Origin of the sequence: Joostella atrarenae (genome assembly GCF_021764745.1) — a bacterium.
Lineage (GTDB): Bacteria > Bacteroidota > Bacteroidia > Flavobacteriales > Flavobacteriaceae > Galbibacter > Galbibacter atrarenae.
In genome coordinates this window covers 129909-155875 of sequence record NZ_JAETXX010000003.1, presented here as the reverse complement: position 1 = coordinate 155875, position 25967 = coordinate 129909, and the positions used below count along the sequence as shown (strand labels likewise).

At 32.6% G+C, this 25967-nt stretch carries 23 protein-coding genes and 1 other RNA gene; 16 read left to right on the top strand and 8 right to left on the bottom strand.

What is annotated here, in order from left to right; genetic code table 11:
- Nucleotides 1-73 precede the first annotated feature (73 nt).
- Entirely contained in the window at nt 74-1981 is a 1908-nt protein-coding gene (locus JM658_RS07410) for a RecQ family ATP-dependent DNA helicase (protein ID WP_236958618.1), read from the bottom strand.
- A 135-nt stretch (nt 1982-2116) separates the two neighbouring features.
- Nucleotides 2117-2656, bottom strand: coding sequence for an AAA family ATPase (locus tag JM658_RS07405; protein ID WP_236958617.1), 540 nt, complete (start codon nt 2654-2656; stop codon nt 2117-2119).
- Nucleotides 2657-2910: 254 nt separating this feature from the next.
- Here JM658_RS07405 and JM658_RS07400 point away from each other — a divergent pair, with 254 nt between their 5' ends.
- The 14 genes from JM658_RS07400 to JM658_RS07335 all read left to right on the top strand — a co-directional run bounded on the left by JM658_RS07400 (nt 2911) and on the right by JM658_RS07335 (nt 18607).
- Complete coding sequence (locus JM658_RS07400) at nt 2911-3204, top strand: DUF493 family protein (protein WP_236958616.1); 294 nt, start codon at nt 2911-2913, stop codon at nt 3202-3204.
- A 94-nt stretch (nt 3205-3298) separates the two neighbouring features.
- Nucleotides 3299-3949, top strand: a complete 651-nt coding sequence (locus tag JM658_RS07395) for a DUF4290 domain-containing protein (RefSeq protein ID WP_236958615.1) — start codon at nt 3299-3301, stop codon at nt 3947-3949.
- 17 nt (nt 3950-3966) lie between these two features.
- Nucleotides 3967-5277, top strand: a complete 1311-nt coding sequence (murA, locus tag JM658_RS07390) for a UDP-N-acetylglucosamine 1-carboxyvinyltransferase (protein ID WP_236958614.1) — start codon at nt 3967-3969, stop codon at nt 5275-5277.
- A 302-nt stretch (nt 5278-5579) separates the two neighbouring features.
- Nucleotides 5580-8888, top strand: a complete 3309-nt coding sequence (locus JM658_RS07385; protein WP_236958613.1) for a SusC/RagA family TonB-linked outer membrane protein — start codon at nt 5580-5582, stop codon at nt 8886-8888.
- 19 nt (nt 8889-8907) lie between these two features.
- Nucleotides 8908-10614 carry a SusD/RagB family nutrient-binding outer membrane lipoprotein gene (locus tag JM658_RS07380; protein ID WP_236958612.1) on the top strand — a complete coding sequence of 569 codons (1707 nt, stop codon included), beginning with the start codon at nt 8908-8910 and terminating at the stop codon, nt 10612-10614.
- A 162-nt stretch (nt 10615-10776) separates the two neighbouring features.
- Complete coding sequence (pyrR, locus tag JM658_RS07375; RefSeq protein WP_236958611.1) at nt 10777-11316, top strand: bifunctional pyr operon transcriptional regulator/uracil phosphoribosyltransferase PyrR; 540 nt, start codon at nt 10777-10779, stop codon at nt 11314-11316.
- Between the two features lie 8 nt (nt 11317-11324).
- A complete protein-coding gene (locus tag JM658_RS07370) occupies nt 11325-12254 on the top strand; it encodes an aspartate carbamoyltransferase catalytic subunit (RefSeq protein ID WP_236958610.1) in 930 nt (309 codons plus the stop codon).
- A 4-nt stretch (nt 12255-12258) separates the two neighbouring features.
- Nucleotides 12259-12591 carry a ribonuclease Z gene (locus JM658_RS07365; protein ID WP_236958609.1) on the top strand — a complete coding sequence of 111 codons (333 nt, stop codon included), beginning with the start codon at nt 12259-12261 and terminating at the stop codon, nt 12589-12591.
- A 33-nt stretch (nt 12592-12624) separates the two neighbouring features.
- Nucleotides 12625-13539: a ribonuclease Z gene (locus JM658_RS07360; RefSeq protein WP_236958608.1), complete on the top strand. Its 915-nt coding sequence runs from the start codon at nt 12625-12627 to the stop codon at nt 13537-13539.
- A gap of 48 nt (nt 13540-13587) precedes the next feature.
- The gene (gene pdxH / locus JM658_RS07355; protein ID WP_236958607.1) at nt 13588-14241 is read left to right on the top strand and encodes a pyridoxamine 5'-phosphate oxidase; all 654 of its coding nucleotides are present in this window, start codon (nt 13588-13590) and stop codon (nt 14239-14241) included.
- 96 nt (nt 14242-14337) lie between these two features.
- Nucleotides 14338-14832, top strand: a complete 495-nt coding sequence (locus JM658_RS07350) for a CAP domain-containing protein (RefSeq protein ID WP_236958606.1) — start codon at nt 14338-14340, stop codon at nt 14830-14832.
- A gap of 262 nt (nt 14833-15094) precedes the next feature.
- A complete protein-coding gene (locus JM658_RS07345; RefSeq protein ID WP_236958605.1) occupies nt 15095-15580 on the top strand; it encodes a SixA phosphatase family protein in 486 nt (161 codons plus the stop codon).
- The gene (gene ppk1, locus JM658_RS07340) at nt 15581-17686 is read left to right on the top strand and encodes a polyphosphate kinase 1 (RefSeq protein ID WP_236958604.1); all 2106 of its coding nucleotides are present in this window, start codon (nt 15581-15583) and stop codon (nt 17684-17686) included. It begins immediately after the preceding gene.
- A gap of 9 nt (nt 17687-17695) precedes the next feature.
- Nucleotides 17696-18607, top strand: a complete 912-nt coding sequence (locus tag JM658_RS07335; RefSeq protein ID WP_236958603.1) for a Ppx/GppA phosphatase family protein — start codon at nt 17696-17698, stop codon at nt 18605-18607.
- A gap of 103 nt (nt 18608-18710) precedes the next feature.
- Here JM658_RS07335 and miaE read toward each other — a convergent pair whose 3' ends face one another.
- The 3 genes from miaE to JM658_RS07320 all read right to left on the bottom strand — a co-directional run bounded on the left by miaE (nt 18711) and on the right by JM658_RS07320 (nt 21580).
- Nucleotides 18711-19292: a tRNA-(ms[2]io[6]A)-hydroxylase gene (miaE, locus tag JM658_RS07330; RefSeq protein WP_236958602.1), complete on the bottom strand. Its 582-nt coding sequence runs from the start codon at nt 19290-19292 to the stop codon at nt 18711-18713.
- A gap of 64 nt (nt 19293-19356) precedes the next feature.
- On the bottom strand, nt 19357-19851 hold the full coding sequence (locus JM658_RS07325) for a hypothetical protein (protein WP_236958601.1): 495 nt from the start codon (nt 19849-19851) through the stop codon (nt 19357-19359).
- A 13-nt stretch (nt 19852-19864) separates the two neighbouring features.
- On the bottom strand, nt 19865-21580 hold the full coding sequence (locus tag JM658_RS07320) for a DNA polymerase III subunit gamma/tau (RefSeq protein ID WP_236958600.1): 1716 nt from the start codon (nt 21578-21580) through the stop codon (nt 19865-19867).
- Between the two features lie 373 nt (nt 21581-21953).
- Between JM658_RS07320 and rnpB the strand changes: the two genes are divergently transcribed.
- An RNA gene (rnpB, locus tag JM658_RS07315) (RNase P RNA component class A) lies at nt 21954-22250 on the top strand.
- Nucleotides 22251-22346: 96 nt separating this feature from the next.
- Here rnpB and JM658_RS07310 read toward each other — a convergent pair.
- Genes JM658_RS07310 through JM658_RS07300 form a run of 3 tightly spaced genes read right to left on the bottom strand, consistent with a single transcriptional unit; the run spans nt 22347 to nt 24350 of the window.
- On the bottom strand, nt 22347-22889 hold the full coding sequence (locus JM658_RS07310) for an RsmD family RNA methyltransferase (protein WP_236958599.1): 543 nt from the start codon (nt 22887-22889) through the stop codon (nt 22347-22349).
- Nucleotides 22889-23722 carry a DUF3822 family protein gene (locus JM658_RS07305; RefSeq protein WP_236958598.1) on the bottom strand — a complete coding sequence of 278 codons (834 nt, stop codon included), beginning with the start codon at nt 23720-23722 and terminating at the stop codon, nt 22889-22891. The genes JM658_RS07310 and JM658_RS07305 overlap by 1 nt, the downstream gene beginning before the upstream one ends.
- The gene (locus JM658_RS07300) at nt 23700-24350 is read right to left on the bottom strand and encodes a hypothetical protein (protein WP_236958597.1); all 651 of its coding nucleotides are present in this window, start codon (nt 24348-24350) and stop codon (nt 23700-23702) included. The genes JM658_RS07305 and JM658_RS07300 overlap by 23 nt, the downstream gene beginning before the upstream one ends.
- Before the next feature lie 108 nt (nt 24351-24458).
- Here JM658_RS07300 and JM658_RS07295 point away from each other — a divergent pair, with 108 nt between their 5' ends.
- On the top strand, nt 24459-25886 hold the full coding sequence (locus JM658_RS07295) for an ATP-dependent DNA helicase (RefSeq protein ID WP_236958706.1): 1428 nt from the start codon (nt 24459-24461) through the stop codon (nt 25884-25886).
- The last annotated feature ends 81 nt before the right edge of the window (nt 25887-25967 follow it).

Below are 25967 nucleotides of genomic sequence, written 5' to 3'. Positions count from 1 at the left end.
ATTAAGAATAGTTGCTTAGAGAATGGTATTACTCACTTTGGGAGGTTTAAAAAATGAATTCAAAATGTTTTAGCTATTGAATTTCATATTTATTGACATCATTTATTTTGATTTCTTCTTCTTCAACTAATTCTTTTAGAGCTTCTAAAATATATACCTCTTTAAAAGTGATGTTTTCAAGGAGTTCTTTTGAGCTTAGTGGAGATTTACGAAGACATTTTAATACTTCATCTTTAGCTATAGAGAGAACATCAGAAGATATTTTACTTTTCTTTTTCAAACAAACAGAACAGATTCCACATGGTTCTTTAGTTTTTTCATCAAAATAAGATAGAATTTGTATGCTTTTACAAACCTTATCATTATCTATATAATTGAGAACATCTGTAATTTGCTTCGTTTTAAGTTCATTTTGTTGGACTATAAGTTTACTAATTACATTAATAGTCTGGTCATCTTCTCGAGGAACAAGAAATGTTATGGTCGCGTCTGTATCCATAGCATCCAGCGTAATCATATTGTCTTTTTCTAATTGCTCTAAAACATGAATTACTTTTTGCTCAAAGGTTCCAGCTTTTTTTGCAATAGTAACAGTATTAATATTGGTAGGAAGATCAAAAACGCCACCGTAGCTTCTAATAATATGTTGAACAATATTTTCTGCTGAAGGGTTTTGATCTAAATAGGAAAACAACTGCTGATTGGTAATTATAAACTGGATCGATGTTTTCTTTAAATGTGTTTCTACCAATGTGATAACAGAATGCCTATCCAACATCTTGAGTCCGTTATAGGCAAGCCTTGGATTTAGATTATAGGTGTGGCAAAATAAGTTGAAATTTATTGAAAAGGTAAGGTTAAATCCTTCTCCGTAAGGAATCTGAAAGTAATTACTTAGCTTTTTATAGAGTAGTTTTACAAAATCAACACTAGGAAGCGTCTTTATGTATAAATTTTTAAGCCAACTTTCGTCACTCTTGTTTTTTATGATTACAGCATAGGCTTTGTCTCCATTTCTTCCTGCACGGCCTGCTTCTTGGTAATAACTTTCTAGAGAATCGGGGAAGTTTAAATGTGCAATTGTTTCTACATTAGCTTTATCGATTCCCATTCCAAAAGCATTTGTAGCAACCATTACTCGGACTTCATCATTTAACCAAGCGTCTAGTTTTTTATTTTTTTCAGCATTAGGAATTCCGCCATGAAAAAAAGCAGCACTTATTCCTACTTTGTTTAATATTTCACTGGTATCTACAGTCGCTCTTCTTGTCCCTGCGTATACAATTGCAGGGCCTTTATTCTCTTTAAGAAGCTGTTCTAGTTTGTATATTTTATCTTCAGAGTGGTATACTCTATACGATATATTATCTCTTTTGAAAGATTTTTTTATCGTAATAGGGCTTTGCAGGTGAAGGTTTTCAATAATATCTTGAGCTACCAATTTAGTTGCAGAGGCAGTAAGAGCCATCATTGGGACTTCTGGTAGGAGTTCTTTTATAACGGCTGTATTTCTGTATGCAGGTCTAAAATCGTTTCCCCATTGAGAAATACAATGTGCTTCATCAATAGCAATCAGGTTAACATTCATCCCTTTTATTCGCTCTTGTACTAAGTCTTGCTGTAAGCGTTCAGGAGAGAGGTAGAGAAATTTATAATTTCCATAAATGCAATTGTCTAAAAGCGCATCAACTTCAGAAAACTTAAGTCCACTTGTTAGAGCAATAGCTTTAATTCCTTTGCTTTTTAGAGTATTTACTTGGTCTTTTATAAGAGCAATTAGCGGTGAAATAACGATGCAGATTCCGTCGTTTACAAGCGCAGGAACTTGAAAGCAAATGGATTTACCGCCTCCAGTTGGGAGTAAAACTAAAGTATCTTTTTTTGCAATAGCGTGTTTAATAATTTCTTCTTGTGGATGTCTAAATGAAGAATATCCCCAATATTCTTTTAATATTTCGTGAGGACTTTTTGTAGACGCCATTTATAAATTGTTAAGGATTATATTAGTTCTGATAAATATTTTAATACTTCAGTTTATTTACATATCAACTAAATGCTACGTATTGCGAAGCTTAATTATGTTTTTATGGTTGAAAGTGAAACGTATTAACTTCAATTACAAACTTAGCTTATTTAGTATAAAGTTAGCCCTTTCGTCAATATTTCCTGTAGGAACCTCAATAAGTTGATAACCACATTTTTTATATGCTTCTTTTAAGTGCTTATGAATCTCTTTAGCTTGTTCGAAATTCTCATAACGCTCACTGTCAGAAATATAAATTTCTTCCCAAGGCGGAAGTAAAAATACCTGGTCGTATTTATATTTTAGACATGATTCCTTGAAAACTGAAGGGTAGTTGTCTCCACTGTAATCCATGTACGCAATCACATCTGGAATTCCTCGATCAAAAAAAACAGTCCCAGAAAGTTTTTCAGATTCTTTATGCTGATTAATACGTCCTTCTAAAAGCTTTTTACTGAATAATAATGGATCTGTTAAGAACAATTGTTCTATACCTGCCTCGCGAGCCTCCAGGGTTACTTGTCGTGATATTTCTAGTAGACATTGATGATTATTGTCTTTAAGAAAGTCTATAATAGAAGTTTTTCCAGTACCAGGACCTCCAGTAATCACTATTTTTTTATTCAAATTCATGCTATTCATCTAAAGTGCAAAAATAGCTAAATGATTCGCTAATTAAAAATACGTTTCAATCTAGCATAATAACGAAAAGTAAACTCATTTTAATGAGGATAAATTAAATAATTATTAAACTTAAAATTAGTTTTTAGACTGTAAATCATTCCTTTAAATGAAATATAAACCATAAAGAAGCATATTTTAATTTAGTTTATATTAAAACATAAATAGTATAAATCCTATCTTTGTACAAAATATGAAGATTCATTATGAAAGATAAAAAGGAAATAGAAGAATTTTATGTTAGATTGAAGGGAGAATTAGATAGAACAACAGCTGCATGGCCTTCTTTATATCTCTATAAATTTATTGTTCCGACGAGTGAAAGCAAAATAAATGAAATAGCAACTATTTTTGATAATACTGGAGCAGTAATTAAAACAAAAGAATCCTCGAACGGTAAATATACAAGCCTTTCTATTGAAGTAAATATGGAAAGTTCTGATGCAATAATCGATAAATATAAAGAGGTTAGCGTTGTAGAAGGAGTAATTTCTTTATAAATCTCTTTGATACACCGTAAAATTTGTTATTTTGCAAAGATTAAAGGTGTAGCGATACATCTTATCACTTCATTTAAAATAATATCATTTAATTTTGGTTGAAAATATAGAATACAATAGCGAGCGTCCAAAGCTTATAATTCCTGAGTACGGGCGTCATATACAGAAAATGGTAGATTATGCCGTTTCTATAGAAGATAAACAAGAAAGAAATAAAGTAGCACAAGCTATTATTGGAGTTATGGGAAATCTAAACCCTCATTTAAGAGATGTTTCAGATTTTCAGCATAAACTTTGGGATCAGTTATTTATAATTTCTGATTTTGAATTGGATGTAGATTCTCCATATCCAAAGCCGACAAGAGAATTATTAGAAGAAAGGCCAGAGCCTTTGAAATATCCTCAAAACCATCCAAAATATAGATTCTACGGAAATAATATTAAAAGGATGATTGATGTTTGTGTTAGCTGGGAAGAAGGAGACTTAAAAGATGCTTTGAAGTTTACTATTGCCAATCATATGAAGAAAAGCTACCTTAACTGGAATAAGGATATGGTAGACGATCAGGCTATTTTTAATCATTTATTTGAGTTAAGTGATGGAAAGATAAATCTTGCTAAATGGGATGAAGATCTAGCGGATAGTAAGAATTTGGTTCGTAGCAGACCTTCAAATTCTAAAGCAAGAACTACAAATACAAGAAAACATTACCCTAGTAAAGGGAGAAGCAAGAAACGTTACTAAAGTTTACTAGATTCTTTATGGGAACATTTAAAATAGAGGGGGGAGCTCCTTTAAAAGGAGAGATAACTCCACAAGGTGCAAAAAACGAAGCTTTGCAAATTCTTTGTGCCGTTTTACTTACCGACGAAAAAGTTACAATACATAATATTCCGAATATAATAGATGTCAATAAACTTATTGAGCTTCTAGAGAATTTAGGGGTGAAGATTCAAAAAATAGGAACTTCATCTTATACATTCGTTTCAGACGATCTTCATTTAGAGTATTTACAATCGGAGCAATTTAAAAAGGATGGACGTGGTTTACGAGGTTCTATTATGATTGTTGGTCCGTTATTGGCTCGTTTCGGAAAAGGGTATATTCCAAAGCCAGGAGGAGATAAAATTGGACGTAGAAGATTAGACACTCACTTTGAAGGGTTTATAAAATTAGGAGCGAAATTTAGATATAACCGTGAAGAGTATTTTTATGGAGTAGAGGCAAAAAAACTAAAAGGATCTTATATGCTTTTAGATGAAGCTTCTGTTACAGGAACTGCAAATATCGTTATGGCAGCAGTGCTTGCCGAAGGTAAAACAACGATTTATAATGCTGCTTGCGAACCATATTTACAACAGTTATGTAATATGCTAAATAGAATGGGCGCTAAGATATCTGGCGTTGGTTCTAATTTACTAACTATTGAAGGAGTAGATAAGTTAGGAGGTACAGTGCATACTATCTTGCCAGATATGATTGAGATTGGTAGTTGGATAGGAATGGCTGCTATGACAAAAAGTGAGCTAACGATTAAGAATGTACAATGGGATTATTTAGGACAAATTCCAACAGTATTCAGAAAGTTAGGGATTACTTTAGAGCGTAAAGGAGATGATATATATATACCTGCGCATACAGAAGGATATGAAGTGCAGAATTTTATAGATGGTTCTATTCTAACTATATCAGATGCACCATGGCCTGGATTCACTCCAGATCTTTTAAGTATTATTCTAACTGTAGCAACACAAGCTAGAGGTAGTGTTTTAGTACATCAAAAAATGTTTGAAAGTAGACTTTTCTTTGTTGATAAACTTATTGACATGGGAGCTAAAATTATTCTTTGTGACCCGCATAGAGCTACAGTTATTGGGCATGATTTCAAATCGACATTAAAAGCAACCACAATGACTTCTCCTGATATTAGAGCAGGAATCTCATTATTAATTGCAGCACTTTCTGCGAAAGGGACATCTACAATCCATAATATAGAACAAATAGATAGAGGTTACGAAAATATAGACGAACGATTAAAAGCAATAGGAGCAAAAATTGTAAGACTCGATTAGTAACTCTTTTTAATAAAGGTATAAAGCCGTTAAGATTAATTTTAATCTTAACGGCTTTTTTATTGTGCTTAAATTATCTGTTTGTATGATGCGACTTTAAAATGTATTATTATAAGTTAATAATGCAATACTTTATTGTTTTCGTAAAATACTATAGTATTATATGTTGTATTAGCATATGATGGTGTATAAAAAGTATCATATTTTGAAGCTTCAGTATTAGTTTAACGTTTTAGTATGAGCTAAGTTTATAACGTTAATTTAACATAAATAATGTTAAATAATCAACTAAACACTTAAATATGAAATTTTTATTAACTTTTATGATGTTGTTAATTGTAACATTAACATCAGCACAAACCGTTTCAGGTACGGTGACAGACTCCGGGTTTAACGATCCTTTGCCAGGAGTAACGGTATTAGAAAAAGGAACAAAGAATGGTGTCTCAACAGATTTCGATGGGAATTATCAAATAACCTTGGAAACAGATAATCCTGTGCTAGTGTTTTCAAGTTTAGGGTTTGATACAATGGAAGTAACCGTAGGAAGTAAAGCTTCTGTAAACGTTACTTTAAAAGAAAGTTCAGAGCAATTGGACGAAGTAGTTGTTACTGCTTTAGGAATTAAAAGAGATAAGAAATCTCTTGGATACTCGGTTTCTTCCATTAAGTCAGAAAAATTGGTGGAGACTGGAAACCCTGTCAATCCTTTAGAGTCTCTTTATGGTAATGCTTCTGGGGTTCAGATTCAATCTACATCGTCAGGTCCTACAGGAGGAATGATTATAAAAATAAGAAATGCTGTAGCACTTACTGAGCAGTCTTCAACAAGACCTTTATTTGTAGTAGATGGAGTTCCTATTTATGATGAAAACTCTGGGGTTGGCTTCAATAGCAATACAAATAGGGATACTGGTACTGGAATTAATGATATTAATGCTTCCGATGTAGAGTCGATCGAAATTTTAAAGGGAGCCAAAGCTGCTGTTTTGTATGGATCTTTAGGGGCCAATGGAGTTGTTTTAATTACAACAAAATCAGGTAAAAAGAAAAAAGGATTAGGGGTTGAGATAAGTACAAATTACTCTGTAGATAGAGCGGCTTTTTTTCCTGAATATCAGAATAAATATGGTACTGGTGAAAATCCTTATGTTGCTGGTTTCAGTAATGATCAGGTAAGTGAAGAGGGCTTTTTTTTAAGAGATGGAAAAGAAGCTTATTGGAATGGTGCAGATTTTAATTTTGGACCAGAAATGGATGGAAGGCAGTTATTATGGTGGGATGATGAATTAAGAGATTATACAAGTCAGCCTAATAATTTTAAAGAAATATTTTCAACAGGTAGTCAAAGTAGTAATACAATAGCATTTTCTAATGCAGGAGATATAGGGAGCTTTAGAGCGTCTTATACCTTTAAGGATTTTAATGGAGTTTTTTTAAATTCAGAACAACAGAATCATAACTTTAGTTTTAATGGAACGCTTAATGCTTCGGATAAGTTAAAAATAAAGTATGTAGGTAATTATTATTATACAGAGAACAATAATGCAGCATATAATATTAGAGATTTCTTTACTTATGGAATTAGAAGAGATTCAAAGCCAGAGTTGTTGTTGAATAGTGATTTCTTAAAGGATGATAATGGATATTACACGTTATCAACAAATCCAGAGTATACAAGAAGAATTGGTTTTTTGAAAGCGATTCCTGGATATTATTGGAATCAAACAGAAAATACTAATGAAGAAATTAGACACCACATTATCCAGTCTTTAAATGTAAGTTTAGATATAAACAAATGGTTGAACTGGACTACACTTGCAGGTATAGATTTAACTTTAAGAGATAATGAGGTTAAAACAAAAGTAACTCAACCTCTATTTGAAAATTCTAGTCAAGGATTTTATTCTTATACACAAGAAAAAATTGTGAACTTTTATGGACAGTCTTTTTTGAATTATGACTTCAAAATTTCCGATGATATTAGAATAAACGGACTTGTAGGAGGAGCGTTACGTAAAAATTCTGCCAATAGATCTGGAGCTCAAGTTAATAAAACATTTTTTGTTGAAAACTGGTTTTCATTATTAAATACAACAAATCCAGAAGGTCCATCATTTGATACTACAGATGGAATTAGAGGTTCAGATGATTTGTACAGCGTTTTAGCTTCTGCTCAATTTGCATATAAAGAACAGTTATATTTAGAGGTACAAGGAAGAAACGATTGGTCTTCAATCTTACCTCCAGAGAATAATAGTTTTTTCTACCCTGGTATTAGTGGATCATGGGTTGCGTCAGAAACATTTAATATGCCAAGCGCAATAAAACTTTTAAAGCTTAGAAGTTCATGGGCAGATGTTGGTAGGCCAGGGCCTAGATATTTTGGGAACTTGAACTTTGATGTTAGCACATATGGAGGAGTTCCTTATTACACGGTGCCAGATTTTCTTCCTCCTGCTGATTTTGCTGAAAATGGAAGTGGATTTCCTGAACCTAGTTTAAAACCTGAAAGAAAAAGAGAGTTCGAAATTGGATTTGAATCTAGCTTCTTTGAAGGGAGTAGACTTGGAATAGAGTTTTCTTATTACAAAAGTAATACCTATAATCAAATCATGGGAATTGCTGTACCGAGATCTTCAGGAGTAACAAATATTAGAGTGAATGCTGGAGATATTGAAAATAAAGGATGGGAGACGTTAATAAGAGGAACGGTGATTAAAACTCAAGACTTTTCTTGGGATATGTCTCTAACGTTATCTGGAAACAAGACAAAAATAATAGAATTAGCCAAAGGGGTAGAGCAACATAATTTATGGGGTGGTACTGGAATTCAAATTTTAGCAGAAACAGGAGAAGAATATGGAGAAGTTTATGTGAGGCCGTTTGTACGAGATGACGAGGGTAATTTGTTACTTACGGAGTCTGGTACTTATAAAATTGACTCTCAAAATTGGAAAAAAGTTGGAAAAGTTACTCCAGATGTTATTGGAGGATTCAATACTGGTTTCAAGTATAAAGATTTTGATTTGAACGTAGGTTTTGATTTTCAATATGGAGCAATATTACCATCTCAAACAAATATGTATTTATTAGGAAATGGATCTGGAAAAGAGACATTAAAATATAGAGATGAAGAAAACGGAGGATTGCCATATTATATAAATAATGACAAAGAGATAGTAGCTTTAGACTCTCATGATAATGCTTTACCATCTGATTCTTATTATGATAATATTTTTCATGATGGTGTTATTATAGACGGAACCAACGAAGCTACAGGTCAAGCAAATCAGGCTATAATCCCGGCATCTGAATTTTATCAGCAATACTGGAATGGTGATCAAAAAATCTTTGAAGATAGAATATATAAAAAAGATTATATCTCTTTAAGAAGGTTAGCTGTAGGTTGGAATGCGCCTAAAGATGTAACTAGTAGAATAGGCTTTAATTCATTAAGAGTATATGTATACGGAAATAATATAGCGTATTTATATAAAGCGATTCCAAATATATCTCCTGAATCATTAGATGGTACCAACGCTTTTATTGAAAATAATGGTTTGCCATTATCGAGAAGTATAGGAATGGGAGTTAATCTAAGTTTCTAAATAATTTAAAAAGTATAAAATGAGTAAAATTATAAAATATTTAGTCTTATCAGCAGTGATTTTTTTAAGTTCTTGTGAAAAGGATCTTGAAGAAAAGTTTGGTAATCCAGATAAACAAACGGATCCAGACATTGAATTGTTTTTTACAGGAGCTTTACAAGAGAGGCACTTGTTTAGAACAAATTATGGTTCTTATTATCATCAATTTAGACAATTAAATAAGGTTACGGGGATTGGTTTATACCCTTACCATTGGTCTTCCAGTAGAGAATGGATTGTTTTAGACGATTGGTCAGGTCCCTCTTTTTATTATGATATTTTTAATAAAGCTTCTGTTAATTGGGTTAAGAATCTAAATGCCATGCAATTGGTGTTTAATGGTCTTCCTGAGGAGGAAAAAGCAGCCTCCGAAGTGTATTTTTATATGGCAGATATAGTAAAGGCTTTTGTTTATCAAAGATCTACAGATGCGTATGATGATATTCCATATGAAGAAGCTAGTGGAGCTTTTCAAGAAATTTTCTATCCTAGGTATGATTCGCAAGAAGTCATATACAAAGATATTATAGAAAAGCTAGGTATTGCAGTTGGAGCACTTAAAAATGTAAGCTTAGATGCTAGTCAGCAAGCTAGATTGTCTTCAGCAGATATTTTAAATGGAGGGGACGTTTCAAAGTGGATCAAGTTTGCAAACTCATTACGTCTAAGAATGGCTATTAGATTATCTGTAGTCGATCCAACTTATAGTAGAGAAGTCATACAAGATTTAACAAATAATAATGCTGAATATGTTGTTAATAATGAAGATGTGATAGGTATGGAAGAATTAGTTAAAACTAGACTGACAGCTGGTGGAAGTGGGATATTTTTTCCTAGAGCATTTCAAGAAAATGGAACGGATTTCTGGGCACCAAGATTTATAATGGAAGATATTTTTAATTATAAGCAGGTAGTTGATGAGACAGTAGACCCGAGAACTTTTGTAATTTTTCAGCCAGCTAGTGACGGGCGTTATATTCCACTTCCAGAGATGGAAAGATCTGCTTCATTAAATTATTTAAATCAATATTTAGATTCTCAGGATGCTGAAGACATCATTAACGGGAATCATGAACCGACTAACAATACATGGGCTGCAGATGAGCAGCTACTATCGAAATACAATCGAGTAACATATTTAAATTTTGATGCTAAATTCCCAGTATTTACAGCAAGTGAAACTTATTTGTTATTAGCAGAAGCGGCTGTTAGATTTCCTGGTTCTGTAGATGTTAGTGCTGTAGATGCATATAATAAAGCGATAGATTTATCAATAGAATATTACTACAGTTTAAATAATACAAATAAATCTAACTCAGGTACTATTCCGCCTTTAGAAGAAGTAAATCCAGATTATTATGTAACATTAGATCAAGCGCAAGCAAATTCTTTTACGCAACAAAGAACAGCTTATTTTTCTAGTTTAGGTCAAGATGATCAAATTGAAGAGATATTCTATCAGAAAGTTGCGCATTTAAATATATTTAATACTTATGAGGTTTGGAGTGAAGCAAGAAGGTTAATGAAAAATCATGGAATGCTATTAAAGCCTGTAGAAGATAAAGTAGAATGGTTAGAACGTTTATATTATCCGCCAACAGAAGAAAGAGATAATCCAGATAATTTTAGTCAAGTTGCTGGTCAAAATGATAACTCAACACCAGTGTGGTGGACAGGTAGGAAATAATTGATTTTATTTATATTAGCTTTTAGGCTGTCCATTTTGGGCAGCCTTTTTTATTGAAAAAATAGATGTAAATTTTTAAGGATATAACGAATCTTTAAAATAAGAGGTCGTTTTCTCCTTAAAAATATGTAATTTTACATCACATATATTTCCATTATTAATATGAGTCAAAAAGTCTTGCTTTCCGCGAAAGAAATCAATATCATACTCCATCGATTGGCTTGTCAACTCATTGAAAATCATATAGATTTTAAAGATACCGTATTAATCGGAATTCAGCCAAGAGGTGTTTTTCTTGCTGAACGTTTAAAAAAAATTCTAGAAGAAGAGTATAGTATCCCAGACATTAAACTAGGGTATTTAGACATTACTTTTTATAGAGATGATTTTAGAAGGAGTGATAAACCCTTGGAAGCCAATAAAACCAAAATCGATTTTCTAGTTGAAAATAAAAATATAGTTTTTATTGATGATGTTTTATATACTGGAAGAAGTATTAGAGCAGCATTAACAGCTATTCAATCTTTTGGCCGTCCTAATGAAATAGAATTACTAACGTTAATCGATAGACGATTTAGTAGACACCTCCCGATACAACCAGATTACCGAGGAAGACAGGTAGATGCAATTAACCAAGAAAAGGTAAAGGTAATGTGGAAAGAACAAGAAGGAGAAGATAAAGTATACATGATAAATAAATAGCTGCACACATGAGCGAATTAAGTGTAAACCACTTACTGGGAATTAAATATCTAAAGGAGGCAGATATTCAATTAATTTTTGAAACTGCAGACCATTTTAAAGAGGTTATCAATCGTCCGATAAAAAAAGTACCTTCTTTAAGAGATATAACCATAGCTAATTTATTCTTTGAAAATAGTACACGAACAAAACTATCATTTGAATTAGCTGAAAAGAGACTATCCGCAGATGTAATTAATTTTTCTGCGGGACAATCTTCTGTTAAAAAAGGAGAAACACTTATAGATACTGTTAATAATATACTTTCGATGAAAGTAGATATGGTAGTTATGAGGCATCCAAACCCTGGAGCAGGGGTATTTTTATCGAGACATGTAAATGCAAGTATTGTAAATGCAGGAGACGGTGCTCATGAGCATCCTACGCAAGCTTTATTGGATTCTTACTCTATTAGAGAAAAGCTAGGAGATGTAGCTGGAAAAAATGTAGTTATTGTTGGAGACATTTTGCATTCTAGAGTAGCGTTGTCTAATATTTTTGCTTTAAAATTACAAGGAGCAAATGTAAAAGTTTGTGGTCCGAAGACGTTAATTCCAAAATATATCACTTCTTTAGGAGTAGAAGTGGAAACAGATTTAAGAAAGGCTTTAGCTTGGTGTGATGTTGCAAATATGCTTCGTGTTCAAAATGAGCGAATGGATATTAGTTACTTCCCATCAACAAGAGAGTATACACAGCAATTTGGGGTGAATAAAGCTTTGCTAGATTCCTTAAACAAAGAAATAGTTATTATGCACCCAGGACCTATTAATCGTGGAGTAGAAATTACCAGCGATGTGGCAGATTCTAAGCAAGCTATTATTCTTAATCAAGTAGAAAATGGTGTAGCAATTAGAATGGCTGCAATTTATTTATTAGCTTCTAAAATAAAACAATAAGATTATGATTATAGATAAACGAGATAATATTACCGTAATTACTCAGGAAAGTGTTTCTTTAGATAAGTTTGTTCAGCGTCTTAAAGATTCATATAAAGAAGTACAACATACACATGTTATATTAAATCTTTTATCCTTGAGTAATCTTAAGCCTGAAGATATGATGGAGTTTTTAGAGATTTCTCGTGATCATCGTGCTGCAAAAAAATCTTTCGTTATTGTAACTAATTCGGTTAATCTAAATGAAGTAGATGAACACCTTATTGTAGCTCCTACTTTGGAGGAGGCATATGATGTTATTGAAATGGAAGATATCGAGCGAGATTTAGATTTTTAATATGCATTTCGCTATAGAATATCTTTGTTTATTATGAGTGAATTAAAACTTCATATATTAGGTTGTTATAGCGCGACTCCAAGAGCTTTTACTAACCCTACCGCGCAAGCTCTAGAAATTAAGAATCATATATTTCTTATTGATTGTGGAGAGGGAACACAGGTGCAATTACGTAAACAGAAAATTAAATTTTCACGTATAAAGCATATTTTTATATCTCATCTCCATGGAGACCATTTTTTTGGTTTACCGGGTTTACTTTCTACATTTCGTTTACTTGGCAGAGATACGCCTTTGCATGTTTATGGTCCAAAAGGGATAAAAGAAGCAGTAACAATGATGCTTAAAGTAGGGAGTGCATGGACAAATTATCCTTTACTTTTTCATGAACTATCATCATCAAATTCAGAATTGATTTTTGAAGATGAAAAGGTAGAAGTTTATACAATTCCTTTATTTCATCGTGTATATACAAATGGATTCTTATTCAAAGAAAAGCTAGGAGACCGAAAATTAGATATAAATGCTGTTTTAAACTATAATATAGATACTTGTTATTATCAGAATATAAAAAAAGGGAAAGACATCACTTTAGATAATGGAGAGGTAATTCCAAATGGAAAGCTTACAAGCGATCCTGTAAAGCCTAAAAGTTATGCCTTTTGTAGCGATACTTCTTATAACAGATCTATTGTGCCAATTATAGAAAATACAACATTGCTTTATCATGAGTCTACATTTTTAGAGGAACATGCTAATTTAGCAACTCAAACAGGACATTCTACGGCAAAACAAGCTGCTACTATCGCTTTGGATGCTAATGTAGAACGATTGATATTAGGGCATTATTCTACCAGGTATGGTAATATAAATGAATTTAAACAAGAAGCTAAACTTGTTTTTGACAATGTTGAGCTTGCAGAAGATGGAAAAGAGTTTTTATTCTGAAAATATTAAGTCAAGAAACACACAGTTTAATAGTTAAATGTATTGGTGATGAAAAGTGAAAAAGACCTTAGCGATTATAGAAAAGTTTATGAAAAGAGTGAGCTTTTAGAGACGAATGTTCCAGATAATCCTATTCAGTTATTTCAAATATGGTTTTATGAGGTAGAGAAAAGTGGAGGAGTGGATGAAGCTAATGCCATGACTATTACTACGATTGGACTTGATGGTTTTCCGAAAAATCGTGTAGTGCTTTTAAAGAAATATACAGAAGAAGGTTTTATATTCTATACTAATTATAATAGTGAGAAAGGGAAGGCTATAACAGCAAATCCGAATGTTTGTATTTCATTTTTTTGGCCGAATATAGAGCGACAAGTGATTGTAAAGGGAAAGGCAGAGAAAATATCAAAAAATCTTTCTGATGGTTATTTTGAATCGCGCCCAAGAGGAAGTCAGTTAGGGGCAATTGCTTCTGACCAAAGTGCAGTTGTAAGTTCCCGCGAGGAATTAGAGTCAGCATTAAAAGCATTGGAGGCTGAATATGAAAATAAGGAGATAGTACGTCCAGATTATTGGGGAGGATATATTATAAAACCTATCTCGATTGAATTCTGGCAAGGAAGACCAAATAGGCTTCATGATAGAATACGCTACACTTTGCAAAAAGATTATAATTGGAAGATAGAACGCCTAAATCCATAAGTTAAATACATTGTTTTATAGAATATTTTATTAAGATGATATAGTTGTTTAGTTTAAAATAGCTATATTGTTAGTCCAAATCTTAATATTATACCTATGAATGCTGTAGAAAAAACTATAGCAGCTGCCCTGCTGTTATGTCTTTTTTCATCGCTGTACTCCTGTTCTTCAGAGAGTATCGATGAAAATGAAATTACCCCAAGAGCTTTAGTTGAATATGTAAGTATCGAACAAGAGATTCTCTCTAGAATTAACACGTATCGAAGCAATAAGGCTCTTCCGCCATTAGAAATACTTGATAATGTTTCTCAATTAGCACAATCCCATAATGATCATATGATTTCTGAAAAGGAAATTTGTCATCATTTTTTTAATGAAAGGCAGGAAGAAATAAAGCTAAAAAACAAGGCTATTATAGTTGGAGAGAATGTTGGTTTTGGTCATGAAACTGCAGAAGAAATTGTAGATGGATGGATTGCTAGCGAAGCTCACAGGAAGAACATTGAAGGAGATTTTAATCATATGGGTATTTCTGCTAAAAAGAATGCCGAAGGTGATTATTACTTCACAAATATTTTAGTAAAATTATAAGGATGTTCAATTGAGTGTTTTAAGAATCTGATTTTTGAGGGTCAGAGAATTTAAAAATAGTTTAGTTCTTATATTCCATCAGAGGAGATAAAAACTAAGCTATTTTTTTATGATCAATTTTAAGAGTTTTTTAATGTAAAAAGCAGACTTAAAATACTGAAATTTATAAAAGATTCACTATTTTTCAGATTAAGACTCGGTTATTTAGAAAAGTGATTTATTTTTCAAAAGTTTACCGTATTTTCTTTTAAAGTGGACTTCAATGAAAGAGATTACTATAATAAGACATGGCAAATCCTCGTGGGATTTTGATGTAGATGATAAAGATCGTCCGTTGAAGGAGCGTGGGATTAATGATGCTATATTAGTTTCTAATCATTTTAATAAAGAATTGACTCCTCCCGATATTGTTTTTTCTAGTCCCGCAAATAGAGCGCTTCATACGTGTATGATATTTATGAGGCAGTTGGAGATTAGTATGTCTAAAGTTATAATTACAGATCAGTTGTACGATTTTGGAGGCTCATCAGTCACTAATTTCATAAAACAGTTGGATGATCGTTATAATAATGTTATGATTTTTGGTCATAATCATGCATTCACATCAATTTCTAATATCTTTGGGGATAAATTTATAGAAAATCTTCCAACAGCTGGAGTAGTTAAAATAAAATTTGATGTAGCCCATTGGAGTGACATCAAAAAAGGAGTAACAGAACTGATTATTTTTCCAAAGAAATTTAAATAAATGAACGAAGTAAAGAACCAATACATAAATAGAGAGATTAGTTGGCTACAATTTAATGCCAGAGTTTTACAAGAAGCAGAAGATGTTTCTGTGCCGCTTATTGAAAGGCTACGTTTCTTGGGTATTTTTTCTAATAATTTAGATGAATTTTTTAAAGTTAGATATGCTACAGTAAAGCGTATTGCATTATCTGGAAAAACAGGAAAGAGTGTTTTAGGAGGAGCGAAAGCTAAAGATTTGATGGATGACATTACTCAGATTGTAATTAATCAGCAAACTGAAAGTCTTCGTATTTTAAGTCATATTGAACGAGAACTGGAGGAGGAGAATATCTTTATGATCAAAGAAGATGAGGTAACTCCTGAGCAGAATGACTTCGTGAGAAATTATTTTTATGATAAGGTGAGTCCGGCTTTGGTGACTATCATGTTAAACGATTTGGACGAGATTCCTAACCTGAAAGATAGTGCAGGGTATTTGGCTGTAAAAATGACCATGAAGCTTGATGGGAAACAAGATGGAGTAAAAGGACTTTTTAAAGCTAAATCTAAAGAAGTGCGTTATGCTTTAGTTGAAATTCCTAAAACTATTGAACGTTTCGTAGTGCTTCCTAGTAAGGGGGATAAACAATACATCATCATTTTGGATGACCTTATTCGTTACTGTATGGGAAGTATTTTTAATATTTTCAATTACGATTCCCTTTCTGCACATATGATAAAAATTACTAGGGATGCAGAATTAGATATTGATAGTGACCTGAGTAAAAGTTTTATTGAAAAAATATCTTCTAGTGTTCGAGGAAGAAGGATCAGTGAGCCTGTTAGATTTGTTTACGATAAGGAAATAGAGAAAGATACCCTAAAATTCTTAAAAGATAAGATGGGAATAGATGATACCGATAGTGTAATTCCTGGTGGTAGATATCATAATAGAAGAGATTATATGGGATTCCCTAGTTTGGGAAGAGCAGATCTTTTGTATAAAAAGTTTCCACCATTACCTGTAAAGGGATTAACTCATGATGGGAGTTTATTTGAAGCTATTGCAAAGAAAGATTATTTGCAATATGCTCCATACCATACATTCTCTAATGTGGTTAAATTTTTGAGAGAAGCTGCTATTGATCCTAAAGTAAAAACTATAAAAGTTACTGTCTATAGGTTGGCAAGAAATTCTCAGGTAGCAAGTTCTTTAATTAATGCAGTTAAGAACGGAAAAGATGTAACGGTGCAAATAGAGCTGCAAGCAAGGTTCGATGAAGAAGCTAATATCGAATATGCTGAGCAATTACAATCTGAAGGGGTAAAGCTTATTTTTGGAGTACAAGGTTTAAAAGTTCATAGTAAAATATGCTTAATAGAACGTGTAGAAGATGATAAAACAGTTCGATATGGTTTTATAAGCACTGGAAACTTCAATGAATCGACTGCAAAAATATATACTGATTATACACTTTTTACTGCTGATCAGGGAATATTAAAAGAGTTGGATAAGGTGTTTGACTTCTTTGAAACTAATTATAAGATTAATAAATACAAACATTTAATAGTTTCTCCTCATTATACAAAAAGAACATTCTTTAAGCTTATAGATAATGAGATAAAAAATGCTAAAGAGGGAAAAGAAGCTTTTATAAAAATCAAGATGAATAGTTTTACCAGTTATAAAATGGTAGATAAACTATATGAAGCAAGTAGGAGTGGTGTTAAAATACAACTTATCGTTCGAGGAACCTGTTGTTTAATACCAGGAGTTCCTGGAATGAGTGAGAATATTGAAGCTATTAGTGTGGTAGATAGATTTTTGGAGCATACTAGATTATTTGTATTTGGAAATGCAGGAGATCCATTGTTCTATATTTCTTCTGCTGATTGGATGACAAGAAATTTAGATTTTAGAGTAGAAGTTGGTTGTCCGATTTACGATGAAGAGATAAAACAAGAATTGCTGGACACTTTCGAGATTTGCTGGAAGGATAATGTGAAAGCCAGAATTTTTTCTGAAAGACATGACAATGCATATAGAAAAGAAAAAGGAGTAAAACATAGATCTCAATTTGAGACATATGAGTATTACCTAAGAAAACAAAGTATAAAAGGATAAAACAGATAGATGTTGAAGATTAGGAAGTTTGCAGCTATTGATATTGGTTCAAATGCAGTTAGGTTACTGATTAATAATGTTATTGAATATGAGGATAAGGAAACTCAATTTAAAAAGAGTTCTTTAGTAAGGGTTCCTGTTCGTTTGGGTCAAGATTCATTTACCGTAGGAGAAATTTCTAAGCAAAACTCCGAACGAATGATTGATACCATGAAGGCTTTTAAGCTTATAATGAAAGTTAATGGTGTCGAAAAGTATATGGCTTGTGCAACATCCGCAATGAGGGAAGCAAATAACGGAAATGAACTTGTTGAGATTATATCAAAAAAGGCTGGTATCGACATAGAAATAATAGATGGTAAAAAGGAAGCTGCTATTATCGCATCTACAGATTTACATAGTTTAATAGATAAAGATAAGACCTATTTATATATTGATGTAGGAGGAGGGAGTACTGAGTTTACTATTTTTAGTGATGGTAAAATTGTGGCTTCAAAATCTTATAAAATAGGTACTGTACGTCTTTTAAATGAAATGATATCTGCCGAAACCTGGAAAGATATCGAAAAGTGGATAAAGCATAATTCAAAAAAATATAAGGGAATCGAAATAATAGGTTCAGGAGGAAATATTAATAAGCTGTTTAAGATGTCGGGTAGAAAGGCAGGAGAACCCTTGTCGTACATTTATTTAAATGCACAATATCAGTTTCTTCAAGAGCTTAGTTATGATGAAAGAATCTCCGAATTAGGTTTAAATCCAGATCGAGCAGACGTAATTATACCAGCCTCTAGAATTTACTTAAATGCCTCTAAATGGAGTGGAGCAAAAAAAATACACGTTCCTAAAATAGGACTTTCGGATGGTATTATTAAGCTTTTGTATAATACAGAGAAGGAAAAAAGTATGCTTTTTGTTTAATGTCATTTGATATTTGAAACGATACTTTTTGCATTGTAATTCATTTATAAAATAGCCTCATAGAATATTTCTACGAGGCTATTTTGTGAAGATATTGTATTTATTAACCGTGTACGGTTTCTTTTTTTCCAAGGTTTTTCATTATTTCAGCCTCAAAATCTAAAAGTGCTTGCCATTTTTTATTTACTTCTTCTGTGTCGCCATATTTACGAGCAAACTGTAAGAACATTGTATAATGATTAGCTTCACTTACCATTAAATTCTTATAAAAAACACGTAGTTCTTCATCTTCTAGGTTTTCAGATAATAGTCGGAAACGCTCACAACTTCTAGCTTCAATTAAAGCAGCATAAAGTAATTTATGCACCATAAATGTGGTTCTACTTCCTCCTTTAGGAAAAAATGTCATTAGTTTGTTTACATATTCGTCTTTTCGATCACGACCAAGTGTCCAACCTCGTTCGATTATTTTATCATGAACCATTTTAAAATGACTAATCTCTTCTTTGACCAAAGCAGTCATTTCTTGTACTATGTCTGTATATTCAGGAAATAAAACTATAAATGAAATAGCGGTACTTGTAGCCTTTTGTTCGCAAAAAGCATGATCTGTAAGTATTTCTTCTAAATTCTTTTCAACGATATTAACCCATCGTGGGTCTGTGGGAAGTTTCAGGCCGAGCATAATCTAATTTCATTTAAGTGAATTACAAATATACCAACTTTAATACAATATCCTGAATCTCATTCTATTCACTATGCGCTTTATTTATTAGTGTATTTAATATTTCATTTTTACTATTTATGATAACAGCGCCTTTATTTCCATGTGAACCAAATAAAGCGCTAGCCATTTTTGGTTCCATAAAAGTGATACTTTCTATTTGTTTGGCAGACAATTTGTTAACTACTTTAATGTCACTTGGACGCTCGTTTAAGTCAATTTTGTGGGAATCGATTGTAAAAAGAATCTTAGTGCCGCATAAATTGTTATTTTTGTCAACATAGTTATGGATTCGAGAGCTATGTGGTTTGTTGATTACAGATTTTAGTCTAGTGTAGACAGTGTCAGATTTTATCTTTTGTATAATCAAAGAGAGCTGATCAGGGATGTTATCAGTTCTTCTAAATTCTGCTAACCACGCTTTATTTTCCTTTTGGAGATTGCATTCTGTTGTTTGTGAGAAAGAATTAGTGGCTATTAAAATAATACACAGCGTGAAAATATTTTTAAAAACCATCATAAAGATTTAGATATTACACATCGAGATCAAACTCTATACGAAGCTTATCTATGAGTGGATTTTTTTCGCGTAGCTTTTCATATTTATCTTGAGGCGTAAAAGCATATTGCTTTTCTGCATTTTCGTTGATGGTTATATAAAGCTCAATATGGAAGTTATTAAGGTTTTTCTTTAGATATTCCATCAATGGGTATTGATCACGCTCAACTTCCTTTTTTAATGTGTCGTTTGCGAGCTCAATCCATATTTTATCAGGCCCTTTTAGTCGAGGTGTATCTGATCCTAATGCAGAAGCAAGAATCTTCTTTCCATCTTTTTCAATCTGATCAACATAATCTTCCCAATGTCTTTGCATTGTTTGTTCATCAAAAGGATCTTTGGGTAGATTCTTTTCATCTACAGCATGATTCTTTTTTGCCTGAAGTTCATGCTCTCTTTTTCTTTTTATACTGGAAAGTGAAAGACCTGAAACTCTATTTTTAACCGCTGCACTTGTATTAATCACTGGAGTTTCTACTTTTTTCTCTTTTGGAGGTGGAGTAGTAGCTTCTTGTGTATTAACTGCAGACGGAGTAGAAGTTGTTGTTTTCTCAGGTTGAGGTTTTGTTACTTCTGTGCCTATCTTAAAAAAAGAAGGAGGGATTATGTAGTTGCTACCTTTTTTTTTTTCTCCATCGTGATTGATGGAGGCAAGTTTCATTAGGCAAAGTTCGACTAGAAGTCGCTGATTCCGACTGCTTCGGTAATTAAGGTCGCAGTTGTTGGCGGTTTCTATTCCTTGCAATAAAAAGGCTCTCGATGCTTTCTTGCTTTGAGAAAGGTACTTTTGTTTGGTATCGTCTCCTACTTCTAAAAGAGGAATGGTTGCTTCATTTTGGCAAACTAAAAGATCTCTAAAGTGAGATGCTAATCCTGCTATAAAATGGTGACCATCAAAACCTAATGATAAGATTCTATTAAAATCTACTAATAGTTTTGGAATTTCACCCTCTAAAATTAAATCTGTAGCTTCGAAATAAGTTTCGTAGTCTAATACGTTTAGGTTTTCTGTAACTGCTTGTCGCGTTAAGTTTTTACCTGTAAAACTTACAACTCTATCGAAAATAGAAAGAGCGTCTCTCATGGCGCCATCTGCTTTTTGAGCAATGATATGAAGCGCATCATCTTCAGCTTCTATCCCTTGACTTTCGGCGATATATTTAAGATATTCTTTAGCATCTCTAACGGTGATCCTTTTGAAATCGAAAATCTGACAACGAGATAATATTGTTGGGATTATCTTGTGTTTCTCTGTAGTTGCAAGAATAAAAATGGCATGCTTTGGTGGCTCTTCTAATGTTTTAAGGAAAGCATTAAAAGCTGCTTGTGAAAGCATGTGCACCTCATCAATAATATAGACTTTATATTGTCCTACTTGTGGAGGGATTCTAACTTGGTCTATTAAACTTCTAATATCGTCTACGGAGTTATTGGAAGCTGCATCTAATTCGAAAATATTAAAGGCGAAGTCTTCATCTTCACTATGAGTACCATCGTCATTAATTTTTTTCGCTAAGATTCTGGCGCAGGTTGTTTTACCAACACCACGAGGTCCACAAAAAAGCAATGCTTGTGCTAAATGATTGTTATCAATAGCATTGAGCAACGTATTGGTAATAGCCTGTTGGCCTACCACGTCTTTAAATGTCTTAGGTCTATATTTGCGAGCAGATACTACAAAGTGTTCCATTGCTACAAATATAAAGATTGAAAGTTTATATTCTCACTTTTAGATATGATTTTGTATTTAATTATTAACAATGAAATGTATAAAGTGAGTTTAAAAGTATAGTCGAAAAGTGTGATGACAGAAATTTATGGGATGTCTGTATAATTGTATTAATAATGAATTGGGACTATTATATGTTGTAACTTTTCGGGTAAGGATTGCAGTGATTAGCTTTTGGCAAGCTTTTGTTTATGGCTTGCTAAAACTAAAAGCGTAAAGCCTGGTTTTGGAATGTAATGGAGAAAACCCGCACAGAAATTACTTAGAAATAGAGTGCTCGTATTTTAAATGAATTATATAGGGTGATTTTGGTTTAAAAGATTAATTTTGCGCCGCAGGTCACCTTATCGCTTTGTTTTATACAGAGAGGAAAGTCCGGACACCACAGCGCAGCATAGCGGCTAACAGCCGTCGGTCGTAAGATTAGGACAAGTGCAAAAGAAAGGATGTACAGGTAATGCTGTAGTGAAATCAGGTAAACTCTATGCGGTGCAACGTCATGTAAACCAATGCTTGAGGGTTGCGCGCCCGATGTTGGAGGGTAGGCGGCTAGAACGTTGCAGTAATGTAACGGCGAGATAAATGATAAGGATCTTTTATAGATACAGAATCCGGCTTATGACCTGCTTTTTTTATTAGTTTTCATATTTCTATGGTTATTTCTCTTACTTTTTATGGCAGATTTATAAACGGAAGATTTCTATATTACAGTTGTTGGTGCTTGTAGTTACGAATCGAATTCAAAAAAGCTAAATACACTTCCTCCATATTTTCGAGCATCAGTAAAACCTTCGTATTCACTTAAATCGGTGTCTTTTGAGTGCTCAATGATAAGAGTCCCGTCCTCATTTAGTAAGTTTCTTTCTTTTACGATCGTAGCTATTCTTCCAAATTGCTCTTTTGAAAGGTCGTAAGGTGGATCTGCAAAAATAATATCTGCAGTGATGATAGATTTTTCTAGGAAAGTAAAAACATCACTTTTTATAGTTTTTATAGGAAACTCTAATTCGTCTTTAATCTTGCCAATATATTGAACACAACCAGCGTGCGCATCTACAGAAGTAATGGTAGGAACCCCTCTGCTAGCAAATTCGAAACTTATATTTCCGGTTCCAGAAAATAGGTCTAAAACAGAAATTTCATCAAAATAATATACGTTGTTTAGGATATTAAATAGCGCTTCTTTAGCAAAATCTGTTGTAGGACGAACAGGGAGCTTTTGCGGAGCCATTAATCTTTTTCCTTTATATTTTCCTGATATTATTCGCATTATAGACTATTTAGAAGGATAAATGTATTTGGATTTTGAGTGCTGAGTTCTTTGGTTTCCTTTATGTGAGAAGGAGCGTAATCATTTTTAATTTCTAGATGTTTTATGTAGGTATATGCAATTTTATAAAGCTCATTATCTTCAGTTATGATTCCAGTTAAAAAAACAGGTGTTTCTTCGGGATTCAAGTTTAACTGTTCAATTGTGAAAAGAAGGTAGTAAATAAAGTCTTCTTTCTGTTGGTATTGAAAAGAGTTATAAAAAAGCAATTTCTTTTGATCGAGGACAACAATTTCAAAATGAGTTTTTGAAATAAAAACATGTACATTTTGTGTGTCGCTCTTTTTAGATGAGTTTATTAATGTCTCTACTAAAACAGTGGAGAAATGTTTGTATTCGAAATCTCCAAACTTATCAAAAATATAGTTGTTTACGTTAGCAAAAGGGACATATACATTATAAATATCATGCTCTTTTAGTTCATCATAAGTTATAAAATCATTTTCGAGGATCTTTACATTATATTTTAGATAATTAGAAAGATTTCGCTCGTTAAATAATGATTTTGGAACTAGAGCAGCTAATTCATTTTCATGAATTACAGTTACTTTATTGAAAGTAGTTTGTGATACGATGTCCTTTTTAAACCAATCTTCAAGATGTTCGATTAGTTTTTCTGGAGTGGCCTTTTTTTCAAAGCTGATAGTGCTTAAGTGCTCTATTTTGCTATCGGTGCCATCTAGAATACAAAAAGAAAGTCCACCCAAGCTAACTTGAATGGACAGTTCTTTAAAAGTATTATTAAGTATATTACTTGTTGTCTTTTGTGTCATAATATGGAGGCCAGTTTGCACTTGTGCTTACTTCATCAAGGCTACCAACTTTAATTATAGGACCGTTAACTTCTTCTACAGAAATTGCAGATTTTTCTTTTGCTACAAGATCTTCAGGTTGGTCGTATAATAAAACTGACTTGTCTACTTTAACTTCAAATACTGGAGCTACAAACCCATTAGTATTTATAGTTTTTGCATCCATAGTAAATTTCTCATTATTTTGAGCGTAAGGTACTGATGCAATGTTTTTGTAAGCGTCTGTTCCTTTAAATAGAGAATCTTTTACCGCTACAAAACCTAAAGTATCAATAATTTTAACCTCTCTTTCCATGTCGATACGATATGTTTTATCATATTCCATGTAAGAAGAGTCTCTTTGTTGCGTCAGCGTAAACTGAGCAGTATCGATAAACTTGATAAGGCTAGGGAAGTCTTTTGCGAATTTCCCAGTTACAGTTCTGTGAGCTTCTTGCGCGTCTCTAATATCTTTTAATTTATTAATAACGGCTGTATATCTTTCTTTCTTTATTTTGTCGAATTTAATAGGCTCCATTACGGAAACATAAATTTGGTAACCAAAAAAGATACTTACAAGCCAAAGAGCAATTTGTATTACTGTCTTCATTTTATATTTTTTGAATTAAAGAGGTTTAAGCAAATCTACAATTTTTTTTCATTTATGAAAGGGATACCCAAAAAAAACATCACTAATTTTGGGTCAGAATTAGATTTTATGGACGCATCATCATTTTATAAATTATTAAAAGATCAATTTCCTCACAATCCTACATTAAAGCAAGATATTGTGCTTCAGCAACTTTCTGATTTTATTTATTCAGAAGAGAAGAATGAATTATTCCTCTTGAAGGGGTTTGCGGGGACAGGAAAAACTACAATAATTGGAGCTCTTGTTACAAATTTATGGCAAACATTAAGAAAATCTGTCTTATTGGCGCCTACAGGAAGAGCAGCAAAAGTGATTACAAACTATTCTGGAACTACTGCACATACAATTCATAGACATATTTATTTCCCTAGAAAACAAAAAGGGGGAGGCGTTAAGTTTGTACTTTCTCCAAATAAACATAAGAACACAATTTTTATCGTAGATGAAGCTTCTATGATTCCAGATTCTCCAGCCGATTCTAAGATTTTTGAAAATGGATCTTTGTTAGATGATCTTATTTCATATGTATATTCTGGTCATAAATGTAAATTGTTGCTTATTGGTGATACTGCACAGTTACCGCCAGTGAATCTCTCTTTAAGTCCTGCATTAAATGAAGGCACTCTTTCTCTTAATTATAATAAGGAGGTACGTAAAATGGAGTTGGATGAAGTTGTAAGACAACAGTTGAATTCTGGGATTTTATTAAATGCAACGAATTTGCGTGAACAATTACAAGATGACTATGCTGATGATTTTAAATTTCAGGTTAATAATTTTACCGATATAATAAGGTTAGTAGATGGTTATGAGATCCAAGATGCTATAGATGGTTCTTATAGTCAGAACGGAAAAGAGGAAACAGCGATTATAGTGAGGTCTAATAAAAGAGCTAACATGTATAATCAGCAAATTAGAAGTAGAATCCTATTTTTGGATAACGAACTTGCTACCGGAGATTATTTAATGGTGGTCAAGAATAATTATTTTTGGCTAAAGACGTCTTCTGAAGCTGGGTTTATAGCAAATGGGGATATTATAGAGGTATTGGAGATTTTCGCCATTAAAGAGCTCTATGGTTTTAAATTTGCAGAAGTTAAAGTGCAAATGGTGGATTATCCAAAAATGAGTCCTTTTGAGACAGTACTTCTATTAGACACATTGGATATTAATTCTCCTTCTTTGCCTTATGAAGAGTCTAATAGATTATACCAAGAGGTGATGAAGGATTATGAGGAAGAAACCTCTAATTATAAAAAGTTCCTTAAGGTAAAAAACAATAAATATTTTAATGCCCTGCAAGTAAAGTTTTCATATGCTATAACATGTCATAAGAGTCAGGGTGGGCAATGGGATACTGTTTTTGTAGAGCAGCCATATTTGCCAAATGGAGTAGGTATCGAATATTTACGTTGGTTATATACAGCTGTTACAAGAGCTAAAAATAAGTTGTATTTAATAGGTTTTAAAGATGATTTTTTTGTTGATATGTAATAGTGTTGGTTGTAGAATTTCTTTCTGAGAATTAATCCTTAAAGATAAGGATACCTCAAAAAGGGAGTTTATAAGTTGATT